General features: G+C 72.9%; 24 protein-coding genes. 15 read left to right on the forward strand and 9 right to left on the reverse strand.

Going from position 1 to position 25,579, the window contains the following annotated elements; translation table 11 throughout:
• Window positions 1-53: 53 nt before the first annotated feature.
• Complete coding sequence (locus tag FH610_RS28390; RefSeq protein WP_139578094.1) at window positions 54-1,304, forward strand: ArgE/DapE family deacylase; 1,251 nt, start codon at window positions 54-56, stop codon at window positions 1,302-1,304.
• Window positions 1,305-1,312: 8 nt separating this feature from the next.
• Here the strand turns inward: FH610_RS28390 and FH610_RS28395 are convergent, their stop codons facing one another.
• Both FH610_RS28395 and FH610_RS28400 read right to left on the reverse strand, forming a co-directional pair.
• Complete coding sequence (locus FH610_RS28395) at window positions 1,313-3,700, reverse strand: helicase-associated domain-containing protein (RefSeq protein WP_139578095.1); 2,388 nt, start codon at window positions 3,698-3,700, stop codon at window positions 1,313-1,315.
• A gap of 421 nt (window positions 3,701-4,121) precedes the next feature.
• Entirely contained in the window at window positions 4,122-4,631 is a 510-nt protein-coding gene (locus FH610_RS28400; protein ID WP_240809246.1) for an ATP-binding protein, read from the reverse strand.
• 199 nt (window positions 4,632-4,830) lie between these two features.
• On the opposite strand from FH610_RS28400, the gene FH610_RS28405 reads away from it, so the two are divergent.
• From FH610_RS28405 to FH610_RS28415, 3 genes are all read left to right on the forward strand, one after another.
• Window positions 4,831-5,652: a helix-turn-helix domain-containing protein gene (locus tag FH610_RS28405; RefSeq protein WP_139578097.1), complete on the forward strand. Its 822-nt coding sequence runs from the start codon at window positions 4,831-4,833 to the stop codon at window positions 5,650-5,652.
• Window positions 5,653-5,886, forward strand: coding sequence for a DUF397 domain-containing protein (locus tag FH610_RS28410; protein ID WP_079314287.1), 234 nt, complete (start codon window positions 5,653-5,655; stop codon window positions 5,884-5,886).
• A 116-nt stretch (window positions 5,887-6,002) separates the two neighbouring features.
• Window positions 6,003-6,278, forward strand: coding sequence for a hypothetical protein (locus tag FH610_RS28415; protein ID WP_139578098.1), 276 nt, complete (start codon window positions 6,003-6,005; stop codon window positions 6,276-6,278).
• A gap of 74 nt (window positions 6,279-6,352) precedes the next feature.
• Here the strand turns inward: FH610_RS28415 and FH610_RS28420 are convergent, their stop codons facing one another.
• A complete protein-coding gene (locus FH610_RS28420; protein ID WP_139578099.1) occupies window positions 6,353-6,934 on the reverse strand; it encodes a histidine phosphatase family protein in 582 nt (193 codons plus the stop codon).
• Between the two features lie 99 nt (window positions 6,935-7,033).
• Between FH610_RS28420 and FH610_RS28425 the strand changes: the two genes are divergently transcribed.
• A complete protein-coding gene (locus FH610_RS28425) occupies window positions 7,034-7,906 on the forward strand; it encodes a Gfo/Idh/MocA family protein (RefSeq protein WP_139578100.1) in 873 nt (290 codons plus the stop codon).
• Here the strand turns inward: FH610_RS28425 and FH610_RS28430 are convergent.
• Together FH610_RS28430 and FH610_RS28435 are read right to left on the reverse strand one after the other, a co-directional pair.
• Window positions 7,869-9,143 carry an acyltransferase gene (locus tag FH610_RS28430; protein WP_240809247.1) on the reverse strand — a complete coding sequence of 425 codons (1,275 nt, stop codon included), beginning with the start codon at window positions 9,141-9,143 and terminating at the stop codon, window positions 7,869-7,871. The two genes, FH610_RS28425 and FH610_RS28430, sit on opposite strands and share 38 nt — an antisense overlap.
• A 301-nt stretch (window positions 9,144-9,444) precedes the next feature.
• A complete protein-coding gene (locus FH610_RS28435) occupies window positions 9,445-10,053 on the reverse strand; it encodes an NAD(P)-dependent oxidoreductase (protein WP_139578101.1) in 609 nt (202 codons plus the stop codon).
• Between the two features lie 69 nt (window positions 10,054-10,122).
• Between FH610_RS28435 and FH610_RS28440 the strand changes: the two genes are divergently transcribed.
• From FH610_RS28440 to FH610_RS28460, 5 genes are all read left to right on the forward strand, one after another.
• Entirely contained in the window at window positions 10,123-10,458 is a 336-nt protein-coding gene (locus FH610_RS28440) for a winged helix-turn-helix transcriptional regulator (protein WP_139578102.1), read from the forward strand.
• Between the two features lie 245 nt (window positions 10,459-10,703).
• Window positions 10,704-11,654 (forward strand): ABC transporter substrate-binding protein, encoded by a 951-nt coding sequence (locus tag FH610_RS28445; protein WP_139578103.1) that lies wholly within the window; start codon window positions 10,704-10,706, stop codon window positions 11,652-11,654.
• 68 nt (window positions 11,655-11,722) lie between these two features.
• On the forward strand, window positions 11,723-12,751 hold the full coding sequence (locus tag FH610_RS28450; RefSeq protein WP_139578104.1) for a FecCD family ABC transporter permease: 1,029 nt from the start codon (window positions 11,723-11,725) through the stop codon (window positions 12,749-12,751).
• On the forward strand, window positions 12,748-13,563 hold the full coding sequence (locus FH610_RS28455; RefSeq protein ID WP_139578105.1) for an ABC transporter ATP-binding protein: 816 nt from the start codon (window positions 12,748-12,750) through the stop codon (window positions 13,561-13,563). The genes FH610_RS28450 and FH610_RS28455 overlap by 4 nt, the downstream gene beginning before the upstream one ends.
• A complete protein-coding gene (locus FH610_RS28460; protein ID WP_139578106.1) occupies window positions 13,560-14,348 on the forward strand; it encodes an adenosylcobinamide amidohydrolase in 789 nt (262 codons plus the stop codon). Before FH610_RS28455 ends, FH610_RS28460 begins: the two co-directional genes overlap by 4 nt.
• On the opposite strand, the gene FH610_RS28465 is transcribed toward FH610_RS28460, so the two are convergent.
• Window positions 14,338-16,149 (reverse strand): serine/threonine-protein kinase, encoded by a 1,812-nt coding sequence (locus FH610_RS28465; RefSeq protein WP_139578107.1) that lies wholly within the window; start codon window positions 16,147-16,149, stop codon window positions 14,338-14,340. The two genes, FH610_RS28460 and FH610_RS28465, sit on opposite strands and share 11 nt — an antisense overlap.
• Window positions 16,150-16,177: 28 nt before the next feature.
• Window positions 16,178-17,803, reverse strand: a complete 1,626-nt coding sequence (locus tag FH610_RS28470; RefSeq protein WP_139578108.1) for a zinc ribbon domain-containing protein — start codon at window positions 17,801-17,803, stop codon at window positions 16,178-16,180.
• Window positions 17,804-17,997: 194 nt separating this feature from the next.
• On the opposite strand from FH610_RS28470, the gene FH610_RS28475 reads away from it, so the two are divergent.
• Window positions 17,998-19,179: a sensor histidine kinase gene (locus FH610_RS28475; protein WP_161628097.1), complete on the forward strand. Its 1,182-nt coding sequence runs from the start codon at window positions 17,998-18,000 to the stop codon at window positions 19,177-19,179.
• Complete coding sequence (locus FH610_RS28480; protein ID WP_079314277.1) at window positions 19,176-19,838, forward strand: response regulator; 663 nt, start codon at window positions 19,176-19,178, stop codon at window positions 19,836-19,838. The genes FH610_RS28475 and FH610_RS28480 overlap by 4 nt, the downstream gene beginning before the upstream one ends.
• Here FH610_RS28480 and FH610_RS28485 read toward each other — a convergent pair.
• Window positions 19,778-20,488, reverse strand: coding sequence for a hypothetical protein (locus FH610_RS28485; RefSeq protein ID WP_139578110.1), 711 nt, complete (start codon window positions 20,486-20,488; stop codon window positions 19,778-19,780). The genes FH610_RS28480 and FH610_RS28485 overlap by 61 nt on opposite strands.
• A gap of 173 nt (window positions 20,489-20,661) precedes the next feature.
• Here FH610_RS28485 and FH610_RS28490 point away from each other — a divergent pair, with 173 nt between their 5' ends.
• From FH610_RS28490 to FH610_RS28500, 3 genes are all read left to right on the forward strand, one after another.
• Window positions 20,662-22,752: a DUF6421 family protein gene (locus tag FH610_RS28490; RefSeq protein ID WP_139578111.1), complete on the forward strand. Its 2,091-nt coding sequence runs from the start codon at window positions 20,662-20,664 to the stop codon at window positions 22,750-22,752.
• A gap of 23 nt (window positions 22,753-22,775) precedes the next feature.
• A complete protein-coding gene (locus tag FH610_RS28495; RefSeq protein WP_139578112.1) occupies window positions 22,776-23,429 on the forward strand; it encodes an SDR family NAD(P)-dependent oxidoreductase in 654 nt (217 codons plus the stop codon).
• Between the two features lie 64 nt (window positions 23,430-23,493).
• Entirely contained in the window at window positions 23,494-24,582 is a 1,089-nt protein-coding gene (locus tag FH610_RS28500) for a threonine aldolase family protein (RefSeq protein ID WP_139578113.1), read from the forward strand.
• Window positions 24,583-24,698: 116 nt separating this feature from the next.
• On the opposite strand, the gene FH610_RS28505 is transcribed toward FH610_RS28500, so the two are convergent.
• Window positions 24,699-25,577: an AraC family transcriptional regulator gene (locus FH610_RS28505; RefSeq protein WP_139578114.1), complete on the reverse strand. Its 879-nt coding sequence runs from the start codon at window positions 25,575-25,577 to the stop codon at window positions 24,699-24,701.
• Between the last annotated feature and the right edge of the window lie 2 nt (window positions 25,578-25,579).

Below are 25,579 nucleotides of genomic sequence, written 5' to 3' on the forward strand. Positions count from 1 at the left end.
ACGTGCATTGAGGGGCTCCACGCCGGTCGGGGGCAGGCCGTACAGTCTCCGGCATGGATGTGGAAGCGAGAGTCCTGGACGCCGTCGACGAGGCGGAGACGGTGCGCCTGCTGGCCGACCTGGTCAGGGTGCCGAGCGTCACCGGCACCGACGCCGAGTCGGACCTGCAGGACAGGTGCGCCCGCATGCTCACCGAATGGGACCTCGACGTCGACATGTGGAAGCTCGACCTCGACGATCTCCGTTCCCGCGAGGGGTTCCCCGGCATGGAGGCGGAGCGCGCCGAGGGATACGGCGTCGTCGGCGTCACCGAGGGCGAGGGCACGCCCGCGCTCATCCTGCAGGGGCATACCGACGTCGTGCCGATCGGCGACCCGGGCAAGTGGGAGGGGCAGGACCCGTTCGGCGCCCGCCTCGGCGCGACCACCCTGCACGGGCGAGGCGCCTGCGACATGAAGGCCGGTCTCGCCGCCAACCTCGCCGTGGTGCGCGCGCTGCGCGTGACCGGCGTACGGCTCGCGCGTCCCCTGGCCGTCCACTGTGTGGTCAGCGAGGAGGACGGCGGGCTCGGCGCGTTCGCCACCCTGGCCAGGGGCCACACCGGGGAGGCGGCCGTGATCACCGAGCCGACGAGCGGGAAGCTGATCACCGCCAACGCCGGCGCGCTGACCTTCCGCCTCGAGGTCGCCGGCCGGGCCGCGCACGGCGCCACCCGCTACGAGGGGGTCAACGCCGTCGAGGCGTTCATGCCGGTGCTCCAGGCCGTCAGGCGGCTCGAACGCGAGCGCAACGCCGATCCCGGCTCCCTCTTCGAGGGCAACCCGCTGCCGTATCCGATCGAGATCGGCACCGTGCGCGCGGGCGACTGGGCGAGCACGGTCCCCGACCTGCTCGTGGCCGAGGGACGGCTGGGCGTCCGGCTCGACGAGGACCCGGCCGACGCCCGCGCCGCCCTGGAGACGGCGCTCGCCGATCTGGACGACCCCTGGCTGCGGGACAACCCCGTACGCGTCACCTGGCCGGGCGGGCAGTTCGCGAGCGGCCGGCTGCCCGAGGGGCACCCGCTGGCGGAGGAGGCGGCCCGCGCGGTGGCCGACGTGACCGGGGCGCGGCCGGGCCGCACCGCCGCGCCGTACGGGAGCGACCTGCGCCTGTACGCGGGTGCGGGCGTGCCGACCCTGCACTACGGGCCGGGCGACGTCCGCTTCGCGCACGCCCCGCGCGAGCAGGTCGACCTGCGGGAGGTCCGCGACGTCACCCGTGCCCTGGCCCTGCTCGTCCTGCGCCGCTGCGGCGTCCGCTGAGACCGCTGTCAGCAGTCGGCGGTGACCGAGGCGATCTCGTTGAGCGGGAACTCCAGGTAGTCGCCGGCCTCCTCGCACCACGCGTCGAGCACGCCGCTGCGCAGTTCGCCGTGGCTGACCGTGGCGGTGACCCCGTCGGCCAGCGTGATCATCGCGCGGACGTCGCGGTCCACGACGAAGCCCAGCAGCGACTGCTGCGCCGCCGGGAGCCGGGTCGCCATGCGCCCGATGACGGCCCACGTCTGGCGGGGCTGCGCCGCGGCCGCCACCGGGCCGCCGCTGACCAGCAGCCGCCTGGCATGCTCGCGCGGGTCCGGCGGGGGCTCCAGCAGGGGCCCGGGAGGTTCGAGCTCGGCGACCCGCCCGCCGGGCAGGAGGATCAGCCGCCCGCCCTGCGGCTCGCGCCGGATGGTGATCTCTCCGGTGTCGTCCACCGGCACGGGGGCGTAGCCCGCCTCCCTGAGGGCGGCCAGCGTGGCCGCGGCGGGCGCCGCGCCGGCGAGCACCGTCGGCGCCAGCAGCCGCAGGCCGAGCTTGGCCAGTTTCCGGTGCGCGGCGATCTCGGCGAGCAGCGTGGGGTCGGAACCCTGGACGATGCAGCCGACCGACGACACCGTGACCTCGCCGTGCCGCCGCGCCACGTCCCTGATCAGGTAGGTCAGCGGCTGGGGGAGCGTCCCGGCCTCCGACAGGTCGGCGATGAGCGTGTCGGCCGTGTCCCCGCCGTCCAGGGCCCGCCGTACGCTCGCGGGGCTGAACCGCCACACCGACGCCGAGCCCTGCGACTCACGGTCCGCGGCGCGGTCGAGCAGCGCGGCGAGTTCGACCGAGGGCGGGCCGGTCACCACGGCGGTGAGGTCGGCGCCGAACAGGGCCGTGCGCCGCGCGCTCGCCATGGCGTGCGTGGCGGCCTTCGCCAGCGCGGGGTCGTGCTCGACCTCGGGCACGCATTCGCGGCTCTCGTCCCCGGCCACGGCCGCGAGCGGGGCGAGGGCCCGGCCGAGACCGGTGAGCGCGTCGCAGGCCACGAGCCCCAGCAGGCGGGCCTCCTCGAGCACGGCCGCCGCGCAGCCGTCCAGCAGGTCCCGGTCGAGCAGCGGGGCGCGCCAGTGCACCCGCTGCACGAGCTCCGGCAGCGTCGCGAAGGCCCTGCCCTCGGGGATCTCGGCGAGCGCCGCGAACAGGGCCCACCGGATCCTGGCGATCGTCTCGCCGGCCGGGTCGTCGCCGAGCGCGGCGGGGTGGCGGCCGTCCACCCGGCGCAGCGACGAGCGCTCCATCCGCCACCAGGCGGCCAGCAGGACGCGCAGCCGCATGGGCGCCTCCTCCAGTCGCCACGCGTCGTACCGGCCGGCCGGCGTCAGCCCGCCCGCCTCCTCGTCGATCGCGATCAGCCGGGCGACCGCGCAGACCTCCAGCAGCAGCCGGGTCTCGTCCTCGGCGCAGCCGGTCTCCCTGGCCAGGCGCTTGATCTCCCGCACGCCGACCCCGCCGTTCTTGAGCAGCGGCAGCGGCGTCTTGTCGACGTTCTCCAGCAGCGCCGTGGCCCGGTCGAGCACGTGCGGCGCGGCCAGGCACATCGCGTGCTCGACGGCGTCGGCGTCCGCCTCGGCCGTGGCCAGGTCGGGCGGGTACGGCGTGAACGGCCCGCGGTAGTCGGGGCCGCGCAGCGCCAGCGCGACCTCGCGGGGCATCTCCGCCAGGTCCCACTGGGTGCGGAAGAGCAGGCCGCGGTCGAGCGCCCACTTCTCCGGCGTACCCGGGGTGATGAACCGGTTGCCGTTCACGCTGCGGACCGGGCCGTCCCACGCGAAGTCGTCGAGCATGCCGAGCGTGCCGTCGGGGGCGTCGTCGAGAAGCGACCCCAGGCGCTCGCAGTCGCCGAGCAGCGCGGTGATCCGGGCGATCACCTGGCGTCTGCCGCCGTGCGGGGACAGGTCGAGCACGCGGCACATGCGGCGCAGCGCGTCGGTGCTGAGCTTCCACGAGTCGAGGTACGCGCCGAGCGGCTCGCCCAGGCCGCAGGGCGCGGTCCACCAGCGGGCGACGGCCTCGGCCACGCTGATCCTGCCGTCACGACCGGGCCAGGCGACGGCGTGGTCGTACAGGCGGTCGAGCCAGGGGATCACCGCGGAGGTGCTCACCCCGAGGAAACGGGCCAGCTCGTCCTCCGTCGGACGGCCGCCGATGACCAGGCACGCCTGCAGGAGTTCGAGCGGGGGAAGGGGGAGGCCGCGCATGACCTCCATGACGGCGAAGGTGTCGGTCAGACGCTGCGCGAGGGCGTCCAGGCGCCGGGGCCACGGCGCGGCGATCGCGTCCGGCCGGTTGGCCAGCACGCGGGCGAGCCTGTCTTCGTCAAGACCGGTCAGCCAGCCGATTAGGTGATCGTCCATAGTTGATCTCTCGGGAGTCCCAGGAAGCCACCGTAGTGCAGATCACAGTCTCGGCGGGGTCCGTGGGCGAACAAAGAGCGCAAAGTCACGGATCCCGAGATCACGATATTTCTCCGCCGATCGATGGGGAACGAGCACGCCGCCGGGCCGTCACGGCCCGCTCTCAGCCCATCATCGCGTGCCCCGCCCGGCCTCAGGGGCGGTTCCGGGGAATCCGGGCCGCCGGCCGGAGGGCGCTCCCATGCATTCCGGGCTGCACGGGAGCGCTCTTCGGCCGGCGGACCATGACCGGCGACACATAGATCTGGCGATCGGGTTAGGTTTTCCGGTGCTCCTGACCGGAAGACGGTCACTCCCCGCGCGGGGCGGCCGAAACCGACGGCGAAGCGCGTGGCCCCGCCGTCCGGCCGCCGGCCGGTGTTCAGGCCGCCAGTACGGCCCACACCGCCTTGCCCTGCGGGACGAGCGGGCACCATCCCCAGCACACGCTCAGCGACTCCACGATGTGCAGCCCGAGGCCGCCCGGCTCGAAGGGCGCCGGATCCCGCAGCACCGGCGCGGACGTTCCGGGGTCGGTGATCGCGCAGGTCACGTGCGCGCCCCGCCGGATCAGCGACAGCCGCATGGCCTCCCGCGCGCGGCTGTCGGTGAGCGTCATGCCGTGCCGCAGGGCGTTGGTGACCAGTTCCGAGACGACCAGTTCCATCCCGTCGAGCAGGTCCGCCAACTGCCAGCCCGAGAGGGTCCCGGCGGCGAAGCTGCGCGCCGAGTGGACCGATTCCGCGCGGGGAGGCAGGACGAAGGTGGCGCTGGCGGTGGCCGACCCGGGTTCGAGGAGATCGCGTGCGGGCTCCGGCCACCAGCCGATAGGCGGCCACCAGTCGAGCGCCGACCACTGGTTCTGGCCACGAGTCAGGTTCGTGGACTGCACGAGATCATGATGAGGGACACTCCCGTGCATGTGCAAGAGCGAATGCACGTGCAAGCGCGTTGTGCAAGCGCTACGGTTACCCCCGACACCACTGGGACGAAGGGGGCGATCTTTGACAGACTGTGAACCAGTCCACAAAGCGGAGGAATAGCACGTGTCCATAGATCCGCCCGGATCCGGTTCCACCGTTCGACGCATCATGCTCGGCGCGAGCCTTCGCCGCCTGCGTGAGCAGCGGGGCCTGACCCGCGAGGTCGCCGGATTCCACATCCGTGCCTCGGAGTCGAAGATCAGCCGGATGGAGCTCGGCCGGGTCGGGTTCAAGACACGTGACGTCGAAGACCTCCTCACGCTGTACGGCGTCGACGACGACGCCGAGCGGCGCGGCCTGCTGGAGATGGTCCGCGAGGCGAACACGCCCGGGTGGTGGCACAAGTTCGGCGAGGTGCTGCCGAACTGGTTCGTCACGTACATCGGCCTGGAGGAGGCCGCCAGCGTGATCCGCACCTACGAGGTGCAGTTCGTGCCCGGCCTGCTGCAGACGGCGGAGTACGCCCGCTCGGTGATCATGCTTGGTTATCCGGACGCCTCGGAGGCCGAGCTCGAACAGCGCGTCCATCTGCGGATGCAGCGGCAGGAGAGGCTCACGCGCAAGGACGGCCCCCGGCTGTGGGCCGTCATCGACGAGGCCGCGCTCAAGCGGCCCATCGGAGGGAGTGCGACGATGCGGGAACAGCTCCAGCACCTGCTGGAGGTGTCCACGCTGCCCAACATCACCCTTCAGGTGATGCCCCTTCGCTACGGGATGCACGCGGCCGAGGGAGGCGCGTTCACCATCCTCCGCTTCCCGGAGTCCGACCTTTCGGACGTGGTCTACGTCGAGCAGCTCTGGGGTGCGCTCTACCTGGACAAACGTGAGGACATCGATCCCTACCTCACGGCCATGGAGCAGCTGTGCGTGGAGAGCACCACGCCCGGCGGCACTGCCGAGATCCTCGGCGAACTTCTCAGAGAGACATGAATGCAGACATATAACGGGATGCCCGCAACCGACATCGCCGGGGTCACCTGGCGGAAAAGCGCCCACAGCAACTCGACCGGCAACTGCGTGGAGCTGGCCGAGCTTCCCGACGGCGGTGTGGCCGTCCGGAACTCCCGCTATCCCGACGGGCCGGCGCTCATCTACACCCGCGACGAGATACGGGCCCTGGTGCTCGGGGTCAAGGACGGCGAGTTCGACGGCCTCCTGGTCTGACCGGTTCTGGGGTAACCCCGTGTTCATCCGCTTCTCGCGGGCGTAACAGCACGACGCGGGAGGCGTAACACGGATCCGGCACAGTGAGTCCCAGGAAAGCTCACAAGGGGGACCCCGTGCTGGACCAGATGACTCTTTACCCGGTGGCCGACGACGAACTGTTCGCACCCGGAGGCCGCGTGGTGATCCGCACCTACGGAGTGGCGGCACCGGCCGACCCGGCGGACGGGCGGCCCAGGTCGGTGGCGTACCGGACATGGGTCACCGGGGTGCGGGAGCAGCCCAGGTACTGGCGGTGGGGGCATTTCGAGGACGCCCGGCACGGCCACCGCAAGGTCCTGGAATGGCTGACCGGCCGAGGCCCGCAACCCCAGCCGGTCGCCCAGGTGTGACACGGTGTGACACGGTGTCACACGCGCTCCAGGCGCGCGTTCGATCGGACAGGCGTGATTCAGGCCGGCACGTTTCAGGTCGGCACGTTCCAGCAGAGCAGGACGGGCTCGTCGTCGTGCTCGTGACCGAGGACGGAGTACGTCCCGGTGTCGAGGCGCAGGTATCTGCCGTGGCCGGCGGGCAGCGACAGCCAGCGCGCCGCCAGCACACGCAGGATGTGCGCGTGCGCGACGACCAGGACGTCGCCGTCCGTCGAGCGGATCCGGGCGAGGACCTTGTCCGCCCGCTCCCCGACGTGCTCGACGGTCTCACCCGGGTGCGCCTCGTCACCCGGGACGACGCCGTCGCGCCAGACGTACCAGCCGGGGCGTGATTCGCGGATGTCGGGAGTGGAGACGCCCTCGTAGCCGCCGTAGTCCCACTCCCACAGGTTCGGGTCCACCTCGTACGGCCCGGCGCCGGCCAGTTCGGCCGTACGGCGGGCCCGTTGCGCGGGACTGACGAGGACCAGTGCGAACGACCGGCCCGCCACCAGGCGGGACAGGGCGCGCGCCTCCTCCTCGCCGTGGGGTGTCAGCGGCAGGTCGGTGCGGCCCGTGTGCCGCCCGGCCCTGCTCCACTCGGTCTCGCCGTGCCTCAGCAGGATGACGTTCATAGAGGGTCCATCTTGCCCGTACGGGCGATTTCACGCGCGACGGCCCCCTTGACCGCTCGTCCGTGGCCTGCAGTAGGGTCCCCGCGGAAAGGGGGCGCCATGGAGCCGGTGCGGGTGGGACTGGTCGGTGCGGGACCGTGGGCGGAGATGGTGCACGCGCCCGCCCTCGCGGCCGGGCCGCACACGACGCTGGCCGGGGTGTGGGCGCGCAGGCCCGAGGCGGCGCGAGCGCTGGCGGACGCCCACGGCGTGCCCTCCTTCGAGCGGCTGGAGGACCTGTTCGCGACATCGGAGGCGGTCGCCTTCTGCGTGCCGCCCGCCGTGCAGGCCGAGCTGGGCGTGCTCGCGGCCCGGGCGGGCAGGGCGCTGCTGCTGGAGAAGCCGCTCGCGGCCGACCTCGACGGCGCCCGGCGCCTGGCCGGGGCGATCGAGGAGGCGGGCGTCGCCTCCCAGATGCTCTTCACGTTCCGCTACTCGGCGGCGACGGTCGGCTTCCTCGACCGGGTCCGGCGGATCGATCCCTTCGGCGGGCACGCCGCCAACGTCTCCGGGAGCCTGCGCGGCGGCCCCTTCGCCACCCCCTGGCGGCTGGAGCGCGGGGCGGTGCTCGACGTGGGCCCGCACATGATCGACCTGCTCGACGCCGCGCTCGGCCGGGTGGTCGCGGTCAAGGCCCACGGCGACCCGCTCGGCTGGGTCGGCCTGCTGCTCGAGCACGAGGGCGGCGCGGTCAGTGAGGCGTCGCTGAGCATGGCGGCCGAGGGCGAGACCCCGCCCAGCCGGATCGACGTGTACGGACGGCTCGGCAGCGCCTCGCTGCTCGGCTCCGAACTCGGCGACGTCTTCCCCGAGGTGGTCCGGCAGTTCGCGGGCACGGTACGCGACGGCGGCGGGCATCCGCTCGACGCCCGCCACGGCCTGCGCCTGCAGGAGATCATCGACGACGTGGAGCGGCAGCTGCGGGCCGGCTGACCAGGGCCAGGCCCGCGACCAGAGCCAGGGACGCGATCACCGGCACCGGGCCGGGCGCGAAGCCGGTGATCGTGAGGGTGAGCAGCGCGCCGCCGACGAGCGGGACGGCCGCCGGCACGAGCCGGTGGGCGGCGGCTCCCGCGGGGTCCTCGAAGCGGCCGAGCAGCGCGGTGAGCGCGACCAGGACCAGCGCCAGGGCGGCCAGCCACAGCGGGACGGCGCTCCACCAGGCCGCCGAGCCGGCGTGCGGGGTCGCCAGCCCGAACCCGACGGTCGCCACACCGGCGACGGCGACGAGCGCGGTCATGTGCCACAGGTAGACGGTCATCATGCGCGGTGCGAGCGCGGTGAGCACCGCCTCGGCCCTCGGCCGGGCGGCCAGTGTGTTAAGGGCGGGGCGCAGCAGCATCGCCAGGCCGAGCTGACCGGCGAACAGCGCGAGCAGGCAGGCGCTCGGCGGGGCCATGTTCGAGATCATCCCGGGCATCCCGATCATGCTGGCGGGGTAGGGCCCGGTCGCCACCAGGGCCGCCACCATCGCGAACCCGGCCACCGCCAGCCCGGCGGCCCGCCGCCCCGTCAGCCACTCCAGGCCGCCCTCGGCGTACCGGAACCCGACCTGGTGGACCGCCAGCCAGACGAACGCGACGTTGAGGTAGCCGGCGGCCTCCAGGCCGGAGAACCGGACCACGTCCATCAGCACCGCGCCGCCCGCCAGCACCGGCAGGGCCACCCCGGTCCGCACCCGCAGCAGGTGGGGCGTGGCCACCACGGCCAGCAGGTAGACCGCCAGGAACCACAGCAGCTGGCCGACCGTCCGCGCGGCCGTCTCCACCGGTTGCGCGGACACTCCGAGGGCCACCAGGAGGTGGGGGAGCGGCAACCACACGACCGCCAGCGGCACCACCGGCCAGGCCAGGCGGCGCACCCGCCGCGCCGTCCACTCCCGGGCCGTCCCGCCCCGGCGGGCGGCGGACCTGAAGCTGATCGCGTTGGCCGCGCCCCCGGCGAAGAAGACCAGCGGCATGACCTGCGAGATCCAGGTGACGTACGGGACCGCCGCCAGGGCGTTGCCCGTGGTGAGCCGTCCCTGGGCGTACGACAGGACCGGCATCGTCCAATGCTGGACGACCACCAGGACCATCCCGAAGACGCGCAGGACGTCGATGAAGCGGTCCCGTGGCGCGGGCGCGGCCGGGGCCCTCTCGGGTGCGGGGGGAAGCATGGTCAGGGACACGGGGGGGCCGCCTTCGCTGTGTCGGGCCGCCGCGGTGGTGCGTCCGCGGGCGGCGGGGCCGGGGGCCTGGGGTTCCCCGGTGTGCGGGTCTGTGGAGCTCGGGGTCTTCGGGGCTCGGGTCTTCGGGGTCTGCGAGGCTCTGACGCCGCGGAGTTCCGGTCCCGTCAAGCACGTCAAGCGTCCCGCCGCGGCCCCGCCCGGCACAGCGACGCGGTCCCTACTTCCGATCATGGGCGGCCCCCTACCGCCCGGGGTAGGGCCAGCCCTACCATCCCCGCGTACTCCCAGGCAGGCGGCGTGATCAGTTGCTGATCGCGGGGGCCTGGCGCAGGTAGGTCCCGTCGGAGACCTGACCCAGGAGAAAGGCGGCCATGTCGGCGCGCGTGATCGACGGGCCCACGACGCCGTGCCCGTAGTGGCCGACCTTGACGCGTCCCGTGGCCGGCCCGTCATCGAGCCTGGCGACGCGCACCAGGGTCCAGCCGAGGCTGGACGCGCGCACCAGGTCCGCGGCGCGGCGGACCTCCGCGTACGGACCCGGCGCGACGGTCTTCACGAACGCCACCAGGCTCGCGAACTCCGCGTCGGGCAGGTCGCGCGGATCGGGCACGCTGCAGGTCGACACCACGACGAACCGGTCGACGCCCGCGTGCTCCATCGCGCCGATGATCCTGCGGGTGCCGTCGCTGACGGAGCCGACGCCCTCGACGACCGCGTCGGCGTCCCGCACCGCTTGGACGATCGCGTGGTCGTCGTCCAGCTCGCCGGTGACGACCGAGAGCCGGGGATGCGCCGTCCGCATCCTCCCCGGGTCGCGGGCGTAGGCGGTGACGTCGTGGCCCGCGTCGAGCGCCTGCCGGACCAGCAGGCGCCCCATCCGACCGGTCGCGCCGAAGATCGTGATTCGCATTGGCTCTGCCTTCTGCTAAAGAATGTTTACCACTTAAAGAAGCTTAGCAGTGGCTAGACTGGGCGGGTCATGGAAGAGGTCGGCGACCCCAGGTTGGCGCGCTGCATGCAGGTCCTGTCGGTCATCGGCGACCTGTGGACGCTGGCGATCCTGATGACGCTTCAGGCGTCGGAGATGCGCTTCAACGAGTTGCAGCGGGCGATCCCGCGGGCCAACGCCGTCACTCTCACCAGCCGTCTGCGCAAGCTCGAAGACGCCGGCGTCGTCAGCCGGACCGTCGAGTCGAGGGGCAAGCAGTCGACGGTCTACGCCCTCACGCCGTTCGGGCGGAGGCTGCTGCCCATCGTGGACGCGGTCCGCGCGGTCGCGCTCGACCTCGAACGGTCGGATGAGGCCCCGAGTTGATTCCCGGCACGGACGGGGCGGGGGTGGACGCCGCGTGAGGGGTTGATACCGTTGCGTCCGACGCGCACCGCGCAGCGAAGTCCGGTGAGAACCCGGCGCTGTCCCGCAACTGTGGTTCCCCGCCCCCGGGGACGAGCCAGGTCGCCTGCGCCGTGTGCCGACGCCATCGACCCTCGTGGAAAAGGGTGATCCGTCGCTTCCAGCGGGTCCCTCGATTCCCGGCATTCCCCCTGATGGAGGACCTCGTGAGGCCCGTACGCACGGCCGTCGCGGGTGTGGTGCTGGGCGTGCTCGCTCTGGCCGGCTGCGGCCAGACCGACGGCGCCGCCACGTCCGCGACCCCCACCCCCGCCGCCTCGGACAGCGCCGGACAGGGCGCCTTCCCCGCCACGATCCAGGCGGGCAACGGCGGGGTGACCATCGCCAAGAGGCCCGAGCACATCGTGTCGCTGTCCCCGACGGCCACCGAGATCCTTTTCGCGATCGGCGCGGGCGCGCAGGTGGCGGCGGTGGACGACCAGTCGAACTACCCGCCCGAGGCGCCCAAGACGTCGCTGTCGGGGTTCAAGCCCAACGTCGAGGCGATCGTCGCCGCCAAGCCCGACCTCGTGGTGCTCGCCAACGACCTGGAGGGCGTGGTCGCCGGGCTCGGCAAGGTCGGCGTGCCGGTGCTGCTCGAACCCGCCGCCACCAAGCTGGACGACACCTACGACCAGATCAGGGACCTCGGCGCGGCCACCGGCAACGCGGCCAAGGCCGACGAGGTGGCGAGCGGCGTCAAGCAGAAGATCGACGCCCTCGCGGCGGCGGCGCCGAAGGGCAAGGAGCTGACGTACTACCACGAGCTGGACACCACGCCCTACGCGGCGACGTCGAGCACGTTCATCGGGCAGGTCTACGGCCTCTTCGGGCTGAAGAACATCGCCGATGAGGCGCCCGACGCGGCGGGCGGCTATCCCAAGCTGTCGGCGGAGTTCATCGCCAAGGCCGACCCCGACCTGATCTTCCTCGGCGACACCAAGTGCTGCGGCCAGAACGCCGCCGCGCTCGCCAAGCGGCCGGGCTGGTCCGGCCTGTCCGCCGTGAAGAAGGACCGCGTGGTGGAGCTGGACGACGACGTCGCCTCCCGCTGGGGGCCCCGGGTCGCCGACCTCGCCCAGGCCGTCAGCGACGCCGTACAGAAGGCGGCGAGCTGAGCCGGTGGTGACGCGGACGCCCCTGGTGGTGCGGTGAGCGGTGACGCGGTGCGGCCGGTGGTGGCGTGATGACGCCGGCCCGGCCGCGCGGCCGGGCGCTGTTGGTCGCGTCCGCCGTGCTGGTGGCCAGTCTCGCGCTTGGCCTGATGGCGGGCGCGGCGGGCATCTCGCCCCGCGCCATCGCGCTGGCACTGCTCGACCGGCTGCCGCTGGTGTCCGTGCACTCGGGTCTCGCACCGGTCGAGGAGGGGCTGCTGTTCCAGCTCCGGGTGCCGCGGGTGCTGCTCGCCGCCGTCGTGGGCGGGCTGCTCGCCACGGCCGGGGCGGGCTACCAGGGGGTGTTCCGCAACCCGCTGGCCGATCCCTACCTGCTCGGGGCGGCGGCCGGGGCCGGCCTCACGGTGACGCTCGTCGTGGTCTTCCTGGGCGGAGACGCCGGGGTGACCGCGGTGCCGATCGCCGCCTTCGCCGGGGCCGTCGGCGGGGTGTTCCTCGCGTACGCGCTGGGCCACACGGCGGGCCGGGGCGGCGGCACCGCGACGCTCGTGCTCGCCGGGGTCGCGGTCACCTCGTTCCTCACCGCCATCCAGACCTTCGTGCAGCAGCTCAAGGTGGACGAACTGCAGCGGATCTACTCCTGGATCCTCGGCGACGTCGGCGGCGGCTGGGACCAGCTCCGCATGATCGCGCCGTACGCCGTGGTGTCGACCGTCGTCATGCTGCTGCACGGGCGGCTGCTCGACGTGCTGTCGGTGGGCGACGAGGAGGCGGTCAGCCTCGGCCTGCGCGCGGCACGCGTGCGCTTCGTCGTGCTGCTGGCCGCCTCGCTGGCCACCGCGTCGGCGGTGGCGGTGAGCGGGCTGATCGCGTTCGTCGGGATCGTGGTGCCGCACGTGGTCCGGCGGCTCGCCGGCTGGTCCTACCGGATCGTGCTGCCGCTGTCGTTCCTCGGCGGCGCGGCGTTCCTCGTGCTGGCCGACACGATCGCGCGTACGGTGCTCGCGCCCGCCGAACTGCCGATCGGGGTGGTCACGGCGTTCGTCGGGGCGCCGTTCTTCGTCACCGTCCTGCGCGTGACCCGGCGGGTGGAGACGTGAGCGGGCACGCCGTACCGGCCGTCGAGGCGCGCGGCGTGGGCGTCACGCTGGGCGGGCGGCGGGTGCTCACGGACGTCACGCTGTCGGCCGCGCCCGGCCAGTGGCTGGCGGTCATCGGGCCGAACGGCGCGGGCAAGTCCACGCTGCTGCGGGCCGTCGCCGGGCTGGTGTCGAGGGAGGGCGAGGTGCTCGTCGAGGGGACGGCCGTGGACGACCTGCGCCCGCGCCGGCGGGCCAGGCTGATCGCCTACGCCCCGCAGAGCCCGGCGCTGCCGCCCGACATGACGGTCTACGACTACGCGTTGCTGGGCCGTACGCCCTACATCCCCTATCTCGGCAGCGAGAGCGCGCGAGACCGCGAGGTGACGCGGTCGGTGCTGGAACGGCTCGACCTGGACGGCTTCGCGTCCCGGCCGCTCGGGCACCTGTCCGGCGGCGAGCGGCAGCGGGTCGTGCTCGCCAGGGCGCTGGTGCAGCAGGCGCCGGTGCTGCTGCTGGACGAGCCGACCACGGCGCTCGACCTGGGCCACCAGCAGCAGGTGCTCGAACTCGTCGACCGGCTGCGCCTGGCCGACGACCTCACCGTCGTGACGACGCTGCACGACCTCAGCCTCGCCGCGCAGTACGCCGACGCGCTCGTGCTGCTCGCCGCCGGGCGCGCGGTCGCGGCCGGGCCGCCCGCGCGGGTGCTGGCCGAGCCGCTGCTGACCGAGCACTTCGGCGCCCGCGTGCGGGTGGAGCCAGGCCCCGAGGGGCGCCCGGTCGTCCACCTGGTCCGCCCGTCGATCTCCTCGATGGTGGAGGAGGCATGACGGGCGTCCCGCGGCCGTCCCTGACGCACCGGGTGGAGGACGGACTGCGGCTGGGCGCGCTGCTGTGGCGGTTCGGGCCAGGCTGGCGGATGATCTCCTCGGCGATGCTCGGCGGCGGCATCGGCCGCCGCGAGTGGGTGTTGAACGCGCAGGTGGCCGCCGGGTACTCGCGCATGGACCCGGTCGAGCACATGGACGCGCTCGGTCCCGGCGGTGCCGGGGTCGGCATGATGACGGCGGCGCTGGTGGAGCGGTACGCCGCGGCGGTCGACGGGGGAGCGGAGGCCGTCGCCACGGTCGGCCTGGGCGTGCCGACCTGGGCGGCCGCGCCCGAGGGCGTGCCCGACCCCGGCCTGCCGGCCGCTCCGGAGACCGGGCAGGAGCTCGCGCGGGAGGCTGGGCGGGAGGCCGCCGGCCCGGCCGCTTCCGGGACGGCGCGGGAGGCCGTCGGCGCGGGCGACGTCAGGGTGTGCGATGCCGGCGAGCGGGCGCCGCGCCCGGGGACGATCAACATCCTGGTGGCCGTGCCGGTCGCGTTCTCCGATCCGGCGCTGGTCAACGCCGTCATGACGGTCACCGAGGCGAAGACGCAGGCGCTGCTGGAGGCGGGATTCCCCTGCACCGGGACCGCGTCGGACGCCGTCTGCGTCGCCGTACGGGAGGACGGCCCGGCGGAGGCGTTCGGCGGCCCGCGCTCCGTCTGGGGCGCGCGGATCGCCCGCGCGGTCCACCGGGCCGTCCTCGACGGCGCGCGGGACTGGCGAACCTGGCGGGCTAGGACGTGAACGTGATGCTGTTCACCATGTGGTCGATGTTCGATCGGTCGCACCGGCCGGTCGGGCAGAAGAACGTGACGAGGACGGTCGTGCCGGCGTCGCCCTGACGGACGACGTAGGCGAAGAAGTCGAGCCGACCGGCCTGCTGGGGGTCGCTGAGCACGCCCTCGATCCGGAACGCCGGCCTGGCTCCGACCGTCGTCGGTGTCGGCACGCCGTAGTAGGTGGTCGCGCCCGGGAGCGCGGGGCCCAGGCTCTCCTGCAGCTCCATGGGCGAGTCGGACGTGCTCAGGGTGTTGCTCACCTGGGCGAACACGCCCGTGGCCCGGTCAGGATGGCCCGTGATGATGGGGTTCACCTTCGACCAGTCGGTGTTGCCCGGCACCGCGAACAGCGCGTTGAACTCGTCCACGGCCGGGGAGGCGATCATCCACTGGTCGGCGTTGGTCTTGGCCTCGCCCCAGGCCGAGGGGTAGGACATGGTGAACGGCGCCGCTGTGCTGCCCGGGTAGGTTTTCCACGTCGCGGCGGTGTCCCCTCCCTTGGTGAGCAGCAGCGCGGCGGCGACGGCGATGGACACCAGGACCGCCAGGCCGCCGATCAGCGGCCCGAGCGGCAGCCCCCGCCGGTGGTCCCGCGAGGCCGCCGACGCGACCGTCGCCTGCGAGTGGGGCGACGCGGGAGGGTACGACCCGTGCCCCTGCACCGCACCCTGCGCCGCACCCTGCACTGGCCCCGAGGACGGGTGGCTCACGGGCGGGCGGGACCCCGCGGGCACCGAGCCGGAGGGATGAGAGACGGGCGGCCTGGTGCCGGGAGGGAACGAGGAGGGCGTGACCGGCGGGTAGGACCCCTGCGGACGGGCCCCGGCGGACCCCGGGGATCCCGCGGAGATCGGGGGATCCGGGGGATACGACGGGGAGACCGGGGGATAGGACGGGGAGACCGGCGCCGGGTCGCCCGCGCCGCCGCTGATCGCGTCGCGCAGCGCGGACACGAACGCCTGGCACGTCTCGAACCGCTCGCCCGGCGACTTGGCCAGCGCCCGCGTGATCACGGCGTTCACCGCGTGCGGCAGATCCGGCCGGTACGGCGTGAGCGGCGGCGGGTCGTGGGACACGTGGGCGTAGAGCAGCGCGAGTTCGGTGTCCCGCTGGAACGGCGGCTGCCCGGCGAGCGCCTCGTACACGACGCAGGCGAACGCGTACAGGTCGCTCCGGCCGTCGACCGGCAGGCCCCGGATCTGCTCGGGGGCGACGTAGCGCGGGGTGCCCATGAAGTGACCGTGGCTGGTCAGCCCGGCCTCGGCCGCCGAGCTCTTGGTCAGCCCGAAGTCGGTCAGGTAGACGTGGTCGGACCGCGTGACCAGGATGTTGGCCGGTTTCACGTCGCGGTGCACCAGGCCGTGGGCGTGCGCGGCGTCCAGCGCGGAGGCGATCTGCGCGAACAGCGGGTTGGCCCGCCCGACCGGCAGCGCGCCCTCCGACTGCACGAGCTTGCGCATGTCGTTGCCCTCGACGTAGCGCATGGCGATGAACAGCAGGTCGTCGCGCTCGCCGGCCTCGTACACCGGGATGATGTTGGGGTGGTCGATGCTCGCCACCATCCGGGACTCGCGCACGAACCGGTCGCGGAAGCGGTCGTCGTGCGCGAGCTGGGGCGCGAGCACCTTCAGCGCGACGGCCCGCCCGAGCCGCTGGTCGCGGGCCCGGTAAACCGTCGCCATGCCGCCCCGCCCGACGACCGCCTCGACCGTGTAGTCGCCGAGCCGCCGCCCGACAAGCGGCGGCATCACGGGCCCCTCGGTCATGCGGTCTCCCCCTTGAACGTTCTGTTGATCACGAATCGGCCGGGTTCCCGCAGAAGCCGCAGAAGCGGTGTCCCTGGCCCAGCCGCATGCCGCACTGCGTGCAGAACTTCAGCTGTGCCTGTCCGCGCGGCGGCGACGGGTTCGGCGGGTACGAGTGCCCACGCGGCGGCGAGGGGTCGGCCGGAAGCGCGTGCCCGTGCGGCGGCGACAGGTCCGCGGGGTACGCCTGCCCGCCGGGCGGGGACGGATCCGCGGGCACAGGAGTCGCCGGTGCCGGTCCCATGACCTCGGGAGAGCGGGCGGCCTCGGCCCCGAACACCCTCGTCACGGCGTACGGCGGCCAGGAGTTCTCCCCGGGCGGGTAGGACCCGGCCTCGCCCGCGAAGTCCCCCTGCGCGGCGTAACCGTGCCCGTCGATCCCCGGGTCCGGCTGGCCGCCGGTGTCGGGCCGGGCGGCGCTCCTGCGGCGCAGCAGCACGACCCCCACGGCCAGCAGGGCGAGGACCACGACGCCGCCGGCCGCCCACACGTACGGCGGCACCGACGACTTCGGCTGCTTGGGAGCGGCCGGGCGCGCCGCCGGTCTGGCGCCGGCGTCCTCCGCCGTGCCCGCCTTGGACTGGGCGACCCGCAGATGGTCGGCCGCGACCGCGTGGTCGGGCCGCAGGTTGAGCACCTGCTGCAGCGCCGGTATCGCCCCGCTGTAGAGCTTGTTGTGGTAGGAGGCGAGCGCGTTCTCGTACACGACGTCGACCGGGCCGCGGCGGGGGGTGACCCCGGCGGCGACCAGCGCGCTGCGGATGTCGTCGGCGGGGGTGATGGTCACCGGCTCGCCGCCGCCCCCGGAGACGAACCCGACCACCTCGCTCTTGCCGTCGTCGATGAGGGCCGCGCCGGCCGCGCCGTCGTCCAGCAGCTTGGCGACCTTGTCGCGCTCCTTGAAGGTCCGGCTGCCCGGCGGGTCGAGGTGCGCGGTGTCGAGCTTGGGCGGCAGCTTCGCCGACGGCCTGCCGGTGAGCGTCATCACGTCGAGCGACTCGACCGCGCCGCCGATCGCCGTGCCCAGCGGGGCCGTGGGCAGCGACTGCTTCTCGCCGCCCTTGGTGACCTTCAATACGGCCGGGGCCGCGGGGGACGCCCCAGTGGTGAGGATCTGCGCGGGCAGGCCCCCGGCCGGCGGCGGGTCGAGGTTGGGGTAGACACTGACGTTCGTCGTGACGTCGGCGATGCAGGTCGAGTCGGTCTGCTGCGGCGGGTAGCACGCCTGGAGCCGCCGGTCGAGGTCGGCGTCGTCCAGTGAGTGCCGCTTGAAGTCGGCCGGGATCTTCACCTTGAAGTATTCGGCGAACACCCGGTTGGCGGCGTACACCCGGGGGTCGTCCGCGGCCTGCACGACCTGGGTCGCGGTGACGACCACGCCGTCGGGCGTGACCGTGAAGCCGCTGCCCTTCGCCAGGTCGACGTCGTAGTCCCGGGCGAGCTGCTTGATCACGCCGCGGTCGTCGAGCAGCGTGATGCGGACATGCGAGGAGGACTCCACGCGTACGGCGCCGGGGGTGACCCGGTCGGTGGAACCGCTGGGGTGCGGGTGCATGGGCACCGCGAGTGCGGCGAGCGCGCCCAGCCCCGCGACAAGGGAGTACAGGCGGGGCATCTGCTTCTCCTAGGCCTGTTCGGATCGCTTCAAGCGTCTCAGCGCGGACAGTGCTCGACAAGGTGAGTATCGTGACCGACACCCACTTGATACAGGGCGATGATCGTGCCGTCGCTTGACGTTGACTTGCAGGCCGATTGCGGGGCGTCTGTTGCCTGATGCGCGTTATGCCGGGCAGGGATTACTCTGCGCGCATGCGCTTGTCCCCCCTCCGCTCCGTCCCCCGCGTCGACCTCCTGATCGGCCTCGCGATCATGGCGCTGGGCACCCTTGAGGCGTTCACCGTGGCTCCGGCGTACGGCGAGCCGCGGCCCGAGCTGTGGTGGGTCGGGCAGGCGCTGGTCACCGGCGTCCTGGTCTGGTATCGCCGCAGGGCTCCCGTGGCGGTGTTCATCCTCATGATCCTCGCCCAGTACGTCTGGCACCGGCAGGGCCACCCGGGCTGCCCCGTCTGGCAGCTCGCCGCGCTGCTCATCGTCTTCCACACGATCGGCGCCCGTCTGCCGGTCAGGCACGGCGGAGCCTGGGCGCTCGCGGGCATCCTGATCTTCGATTCGGGTGCCGTCGATCACCGGTTCCTGCCGTTCGACGAGGTCATCTACCTCACCGTCATGTTCGGCTCGGCGTACGCCACGGGACTGGCCCTGCGCGGCTACCTCCTGCGCGCGCACCGGATGAGCGAGCGGGCGGCGCGGCTGGAGGTGGAGCGGGAACGCCGGGCCGCCGAGGCCGTCGCCGCCGAGCGCAACCGGATCGCCAGGGAACTGCACGACGTGGTGGCGCACAGCGTCAGCATGATGGTCATGCAGGCCGGTGTGCTGCGCCGCCGGATGAGCGCGGGGCAGCAGGACGGCCCGTCCTCGGAGGCCGAGATGCTCAGCGGCATCGAGCAGGCGGGCCGGGAGGCGGTCGAGGAGCTGCGGATCATGCTCGGCGCGCTGCGGATGCCGCAGGACGAGGCGCTGCCCCAGCCGGGGCTCGACATGGTGCCCAACCTCATCTCGACGGTGGGATCCTCGGGGCTTCGCGTGAGGCTGGAGACGGAGGGCGAGCCCGTACGGCTCGCGCCCGGTCTCGACCTGTCGGCCTACCGGATCGTGCAGGAGGCCCTCACCAACGCGGTCAAGTACGCCGGGGACGCCGACGCGCGCATCCGGATCGCCTACCTCCCCGACCGGCTGGAGGTCGAGATCACGGATAATGGCGGGGGCGCCGGACCGGCGCTGTCCACCGGCAACGGGCTCATCGGCATGCGCGAGCGGGCCGAGCTGTTCGGCGGCTCCCTCGACGCCGGGCCGCTGCCGCAGGGCGGCTACCGCGTCCGCGCGACGCTGCCGATCTCCCAGGGAGTGCCGATGAGCGAGGCCACGAATTGACCATCCGCATCGTCCTCGCCGACGACCAGGCGATGATCCGGGCCGGCCTGCGCATGGTGGTCGAGAGCGAGCCGGGGATGGAGATCGTGGGTGAGGCCGCCGATGGCGCCGAGGCGGTCGCCCTGGCCCGCCGGGTGCAGCCCGACGTCGTGCTCATGGACATCTCGATGCCGCGCATGGACGGGCTCACCGCGGCCAGGCAGCTGCTCGACGCGCCCCGGCCGCCCAAGGTCATCATGCTGACGACGTTCGACACGGACGAGAACCTGTACGCCGCGCTGCGCGCGGGCACCAGCGGCTTCCTGCTGAAGGTGTCGCCGCCCGAGCAGCTCGTGGAGGCCATCAGGGTCGTCGCCGCGGGTGACGGCCTGCTCGACCCCGCCGTCACCACGAGGGTGATCGCCTCCTTCGCGGGCCGGCACGAGCCGGTCCGGCCGCCCCAGCTCGCCGAGCTCACCCCGCGCGAGCTGGAGGTGCTGCGGATGCTCGCCCGGGGCCTCACCAACGCCGAGATCGCCAAGGAGCTCTTCGTCGGCGAGGCCACGGTCAAGACCCACGTCGCCCGCGTGCTCATGAAGCTGAACCTGCGCGACCGCGCTCAGGCGGTCGTGTTCGCGTACGAGTCGGGCGTGGTGACGCCGGGGTCGGCGCTCGGGTAGTACGACGCCCATTCGGCGTTCGTCATGCGCAGCACCTTGAGCCCGAGGTAGCCCAGGGCGACGACGGGGGCGCCCCAGAACGGGATCGTCAGCGGGCTGTACGGCACCGGGATCGAGCCCAGGTAGCCCACCGCGACGACGGCCGGCACCCACCAGTGGACGAAGCCGGTGCGCGAGACGGCCAGCAGGAGCAGCGGCAGGCCGAGCATGCCGAGGTAGATCCACGGCAGCGTGAACCCGAAGATGACGCCGGGCAGGTTGAACACCTCGTCGAACATCTTCTGGCCCTGCTCGACCGGGTAGTGCTGCCCGAACCACCACTCCACGGGGTCCATGAGGAGCAGCGCCGAGACGCTGATGTAGCCGATGATCGTCATGCCCCCGGCGATGTGCCCGAAGACGACGGACCTCTTGCGTACCAGGTGCAGCAGGCCGAAGGCCGCGATCGGGACGAGCACCCAGCTCCAGTGGTAGAGCAACGACTCCAGCTGGGCCAGGGCCGGGTTGTCGCCGTAGCTGACCATCTCGCGGTCGTCGCCCCAGGTGCCGGGGTCGACGAGGAGCGCGACGAACTGCAGCAGCGGCGCGACGAAAAGCAGGACGCCGGTGACGGTGCGCCGGAAGGCCACCGAGTCGGACAGTTTGAACATCGATCTTCCCCTTCGGGTCTGTCTCCCTACGGCCGGTGACGGTAGGTGAGCGACCCCCGGGGACTCGTCCGCCGCTCGGGTGATGCCTCCTCATCCGCTAGAGCGACTTATCGCCGCAAGGCTAGCTATGTGTATATTTTCCGGAAGACGGCTCACACTACGGGAGATTTTTCATGAAGGCTTTCCCGGCGGTCATATTCGACGAGGCGCACAGCGAGGCATGGACGATCCGGCGAGAGGTCGCCGAGGCCATGAATCCCGCCCACCCCGACGACAACAGCTATGCCGAGGCCGCCGGGGCGCTGCGGCGGCTCGGCCACACGGTGCGCGCGCACACCGAGGGCCCGATCACGCGGGACGTGCTGGACGGGTGTGACGTCTTCGTGGTCGCGCACCCCTCGGCCGAGCGCTGGGAGCGCACCACCGGGGTCGGCAGCCCCGTCTTCTCCGCCGAGGAGATCGACGCGCTCGAGGCGTACGTCGCGGGCGGCGGCGGGCTCATCGTGCTGGCCGAGCACGAGCAGGAGAAGTACGGCAGCAACCTGGGCGAGCTGCTCGCCCGGTTCGGGGTGACGGTCGAGCACGCGACCGTGCAGGACCCCGCCAACTGCCACAACACCGTTGCCACCTGGATCCTCGGCGTCCCCTCCGCGCAGGCCGTGACCGAGCGGGGCGGCGTGGCCCAGGATTTGCTGGCAGAGGTGCGCCGGGCCTGCTTCTACCGCGCCGGGACGCTCGGCGTGCCGGCCGGGGAGAGCGTCCTGTTCGCGACCTCCGGGTCCGCCGACCCCGCGAACGCCCCGCTCGTCGCCGCCGTACGGCACGGCCGCGGCCGGGTGGTCGTCCTGGCCGACTCCGACCTGTTCGGCGACGACTCGATCCGCGACTACGACCACGAGAAGCTGTGGGGCAACCTGGTGACCTGGGCCGCCCGCGTGCCCGAGGCGTCCGGCGCCGCCCGCGTGTCCCGCCCCGAGGTGGCGGAGGACTTCGCCCGGCTGAAGGCCGCCGTGGAGCGGCTGCGCCCGCTCCAGGCCAAGGACGGCTCGGTCGCCGGCGACCACGACGAGGCCGTGGCGTGCATCAGCGAGATCGTCGACGGCATCGGACGGCTCGCGCCGCACTTCCCGCACGACGCCGAGTATCTCGACGCGGTGATGAAGGACTTCCGGGCGTGGGTGTCGGCCGGCCTCGGCGTGCCGGACTTCCTCGACTCGCTGAACGTCTTCCACCCCGACGCCCAGCGGATCGACGGGCTGGAGCACCTGGTCGTCTTCCCGATGTACACCCAGAACGGCAACCCCAACCGCAACGTCGAGGCGGTGTGGATCCGGGTCGTGTGGCCCGAGTGGCTGGCCGAGCTGGAGCGGGGCGGCTACGACAACCCGATGTTCGTGCCGATCACGTTCGTCGACTTCACCTCCGGCTACGACACCAACTCGGCCGTGCTGTTCCCCGAGACCGTGGTCGTGCGCCAGACCCCGCCGCGCTTCACCTGGGGCGGCATCTTCTGCGACCGCGAGGCGGCCCGGTTCCGCCGGGTCAGCGAGGCCGCCGCGGCCACGCTGAAGCTGGAGCTGCCGCCGGACGCCGCCCGGCTGCTGGCGTCCCAGGACCTCGCCCAGGACACGTTCGTCCTGTGGGACCTCGTCCACGACCGCACGCACAGCCACGGCGACCTGCCGTTCGACCCGTTCATGATCAAGCAGCGCATGCCGTACTGGCTCTACAGCCTGGAGGAGCTGCGCTGCGACCTCACGGCGTACGGCGAGGCCGTGAAGCTGGAGGCCGCGGGCGTGCCGCACGCGCGGTACGTGCAGTACGCCATCCTGTTCGACCGGCTGTTCCGCTTCCCCATCACCGGCGAGCGGGTGCGCAACTACGACGGGCTCGGCGGCCAGCTGCTGTTCGCCTACCTGCACCGGCAGGGCATCGTGCGGTGGACCGACAACCGGCTCACGATCGACTGGTCTCGGGTCGCCGACGGCGTCGCCGATCTGCGCGGCGAGGTGGAGAAGCTCTACCGCGACGGCATCGACCGGTCCAAGCGCGCGCACTGGCTCGCCGCGCACGAGCTGGTCGCGACGTACGTCGAGCCCGACCCGGCATCCGCGTGGAAGCAGGGCGTGCAGGCGCTGCCCACCGAGCAGAAGGCCATGGTCGACGCCGTGCTGCCCGACGAGTTCCCCCTGAGCATGTTCTACGAGGCCCTGCGCCGTAAGCTCACCGACGTGGTGGAGTCGACCCGGGGCATCCGGGCGTGAACGGGGCCGGGGAGGAACGCGCGATGAGCAGGGTGATCGTGGTCATGGGGGCGGGCGGCCCGGCCGGCCGCGCCGTCGCCGGGAAGTTCGCCGAGCTCGGGGACACGGTCGTCGGCGTGGACAAGTCCGGCGCCGAGGGCTGTCTGGCCGTCGACCTGCTCGACCGGGCCGCCGTACGCGCTCTGGCCGAGCGGGTGCGGGCCGAGCACGGCCGGGTGGACGGCGTCGTCCATCTGGTCGGCGGCTGGCGCGGGTCGAAGACCTTCGCCGACACCTCGCTCGACGACTGGGACCTGCTGCACGACCTGCTGATCAGGACCCTGCAGAACGTGTCGCTGGAGTTCGAGCCGCTGCTGCGGGCGAGCGGGAACGGCCGTTTCGCGATCGTGTCGGCCCGGGCCGCCCAGAAGCCGACGCAGGGCGGCGCGGCGTACGCCGCCGCGAAGGCCGCGGCCGAGGCGTGGACGCTGTCGCTGGCCGACGCGCTGAAGGACACCTCAGCCGCCGCGGTGGTCCTGGTGGTCAACGCGTTGGTGCACGATGAGATGAGGGCCGCGAACCCGGACAAGCCGTATCGGACCTTCACTGATGTGAAGGATCTGGCCGCGGCGGTCGCGGGCCTGTGGGACGAGGAGCCGGCCGCGGTCAACGGCCGCAGGATCGACCTCACGCCCTGATCTACGCTGCTGATCCGGACCCGCGGCCCGGCCTGGACGGGCCGGCCGCGGGCCCGAAACCGCGATGGGGAGACATCTCGTGACAACCGATGCCGTACGCCGGCACGACCCGGCGAGCCGGACGTTCGCCAGCGACAACTACGCGGGGGTGCACCCCGAGGTCCTGGAGGCGATCGCCCTCGCCAACGGGGGACACCAGATCTCCTACGGCGACGACGTCTACACCGAGGCGGTCCGGGGCGTCTTCCGCAGGCACTTCGGCGAGCAGGCCGAGGTGTTCCCGGTGTTCAACGGCACGGCGGCCAACGTCGTGTCGCTGCGCTCGATGTGCGCTCACTGGGAGGCCGTGGTCTGCCCCGAGACCGCGCACATCAACACCGACGAGGGCGGCGCGCCCGAGGTCACCGGCGGGCTGAAGCTGCTGACCGTGCCGACCCCGGACGGCAAGCTCACGCCCGGCCTGATCGATCGGCAGGCGTGGGGGTTCGGTGACGTGCACCGGGCGCAGCCCCGGGTCGTGTCGATCTCCAACGCGACCGAGCTGGGCACGCTCTACACCCCGGCCGAGATCAAGGCGATCTGCGACCACGCCCACGAGCTGGGGATGTTCGTCCACCTCGACGGGTCGCGGATCACCAACGCCGCCGCCGCCCTGGACGTGCCGCTGCGCGCCCTGACCACGGACGCGGGGGTCGACGTGCTGTCCTTCGGCGGCACCAAGATCGGTCTGCTGCTGGGCGAGACCGTCGTCGTGCTGAACCCGGAGGCGTCGCGCGGCCTGCCGTACCTGCGCAAGACGAGCATGCAGCTCGCCTCGAAGATGCGCTTCGTGTCGGTGCAGTTCGAGGCCCTGCTCGGGGGCGACCTGTGGCTGCGCAACGCCCGTCAGGCCAACGCGATGGCCCGGCGGCTCGCGGACGCCGTACGTGACCTGCCCGGGGTGAGCGTGCCGCGCCCTGTCGAGGCCAACGCGGTCTTCGCGATCCTGCCGGCCGACGTGGCCGACCGGCTGCGCAAGCGGTTCCGGTTCTACAACTGGAACGAGCAGATCGGCGGAGGCATGGTCGAGGTGCGGTGGATGTGCGCCTTCGACACCACCGAGGCCGACGTGGACGCGTTCGCCGCGGCGCTTGCCGAGGAGCTGCGCGCCTAGCCGTGACCCGCGGCCGTCGTCCCATCGTCGGTCCCGACAGCTCACGGTGATCGACGGCGGCCGCACCCTGTGGCGCCCCGGCCGAGGACGTCGTCCCCGGCCGCGTCTCCTCGGGATCAGGGACCCGGACTGCCGGCCGATGAGGGGTCCGGCTCGGCGGGAGCCTCCCGGCTGGGCCATGCGATGTCGTCGACCGCCAGAAACGGCTCGCCCGCCACGTTCGCCGGGGTCACTCCGATGAACTCCATGACGTCTCGATGCAGATGGGACTGGTCGGCGTAGCCGGCCTCCACCGCGACTCGGGCCGCGCTGCCGCCCGCGACCAGGCGGTGGGCGGCGTGATCGAAGCGGACCAGCTTCGCAGCGCGCTTGGGCGGCAGGCCGATCTGCGAGTGGAATCGGGACCACAGGCGCTTACGGCTCCATCCGAGCTCGGCAGCCAGCCGATCGACCCGGACCAGGCCGCGGCCTCCGACGATCCGGCGCCAGGCCCAGGCCACCTCCGGGTCCACCGGCGGCCCCGCCTCATGCCGGTGGGCGAGCAGCGCGCCGGTCAACGCGAAGCGATCCTCCCAGGAGGAGACGTCTGCCAGCCGTTCACGGATCTGTGACGCCTCCCGGCCCCACAGGTCGTCGAGGGCCACCACGGCGCCGTCGAGGTCGGCGGGGGAGACGCCCAGAATTGCGCGTGCGACGACCGGGGACAGGCGCACCTGCACGCACTCGACGTTCTCCCCCCGTGCCCAGGCCGCGCCTCCGGATCCGAGTCCGGGCCCCGCGACGAGACTTCCGCGCTCCTGCCGCCCGTCGGCGTAGTCCACGACGGGCGAACCTGCGCCGAATTCCAGCAGCAGCGTCACGGCCGGGTGCGGGACCATCCGGAGCGCGTCCAGGTCACCGACGCGGAACCCGGCCATGGTGACCCCGGCCACCCGGACGGGCCGCCGCGGGGAGGCGACGTCCCACACCGCCTCACCGTGCACGAATGTCGACACAG

This window comes from Microbispora catharanthi, assembly GCF_006334915.2.
Taxonomy (GTDB): Bacteria; Actinomycetota; Actinomycetes; order Streptosporangiales; family Streptosporangiaceae; genus Microbispora; species Microbispora catharanthi.

What these genes read in the sequence shown, in the direction of transcription:
- FH610_RS28410 (WP_079314287.1), top strand. Translation starts at nt 5,653, where the DNA reads ATGCAGACATATAACGGGATGCCCGCAACCGACATCGCCGGGGTCACC.
- FH610_RS28435 (WP_139578101.1), bottom strand. Translation starts at nt 10,053, where the DNA reads ATGCGAATCACGATCTTCGGCGCGACCGGTCGGATGGGGCGCCTGCTG.
- FH610_RS28495 (WP_139578112.1), top strand. Translation starts at nt 22,776, where the DNA reads ATGAGCAGGGTGATCGTGGTCATGGGGGCGGGCGGCCCGGCCGGCCGC.
- FH610_RS28450 (WP_139578104.1), top strand. Translation starts at nt 11,723, where the DNA reads ATGACGCCGGCCCGGCCGCGCGGCCGGGCGCTGTTGGTCGCGTCCGCC.
- FH610_RS28395 (WP_139578095.1), bottom strand. Translation starts at nt 3,700, where the DNA reads ATGGACGATCACCTAATCGGCTGGCTGACCGGTCTTGACGAAGACAGG.
- FH610_RS28500 (WP_139578113.1), top strand. Translation starts at nt 23,494, where the DNA reads ATGGGGAGACATCTCGTGACAACCGATGCCGTACGCCGGCACGACCCG.
- FH610_RS28470 (WP_139578108.1), bottom strand. Translation starts at nt 17,803, where the DNA reads ATGCCCCGCCTGTACTCCCTTGTCGCGGGGCTGGGCGCGCTCGCCGCA.
- FH610_RS28390 (WP_139578094.1), top strand. Translation starts at nt 54, where the DNA reads ATGGATGTGGAAGCGAGAGTCCTGGACGCCGTCGACGAGGCGGAGACG.
- FH610_RS28485 (WP_139578110.1), bottom strand. Translation starts at nt 20,488, where the DNA reads ATGTTCAAACTGTCCGACTCGGTGGCCTTCCGGCGCACCGTCACCGGC.
- FH610_RS28475 (WP_161628097.1), top strand. Translation starts at nt 17,998, where the DNA reads ATGCGCTTGTCCCCCCTCCGCTCCGTCCCCCGCGTCGACCTCCTGATC.
- FH610_RS28425 (WP_139578100.1), top strand. Translation starts at nt 7,034, where the DNA reads ATGGAGCCGGTGCGGGTGGGACTGGTCGGTGCGGGACCGTGGGCGGAG.
- FH610_RS28440 (WP_139578102.1), top strand. Translation starts at nt 10,123, where the DNA reads ATGGAAGAGGTCGGCGACCCCAGGTTGGCGCGCTGCATGCAGGTCCTG.
- FH610_RS28460 (WP_139578106.1), top strand. Translation starts at nt 13,560, where the DNA reads ATGACGGGCGTCCCGCGGCCGTCCCTGACGCACCGGGTGGAGGACGGA.
- FH610_RS28490 (WP_139578111.1), top strand. Translation starts at nt 20,662, where the DNA reads ATGAAGGCTTTCCCGGCGGTCATATTCGACGAGGCGCACAGCGAGGCA.
- FH610_RS28405 (WP_139578097.1), top strand. Translation starts at nt 4,831, where the DNA reads ATGCTCGGCGCGAGCCTTCGCCGCCTGCGTGAGCAGCGGGGCCTGACC.
- FH610_RS28465 (WP_139578107.1), bottom strand. Translation starts at nt 16,149, where the DNA reads ATGACCGAGGGGCCCGTGATGCCGCCGCTTGTCGGGCGGCGGCTCGGC.
- FH610_RS28420 (WP_139578099.1), bottom strand. Translation starts at nt 6,934, where the DNA reads ATGAACGTCATCCTGCTGAGGCACGGCGAGACCGAGTGGAGCAGGGCC.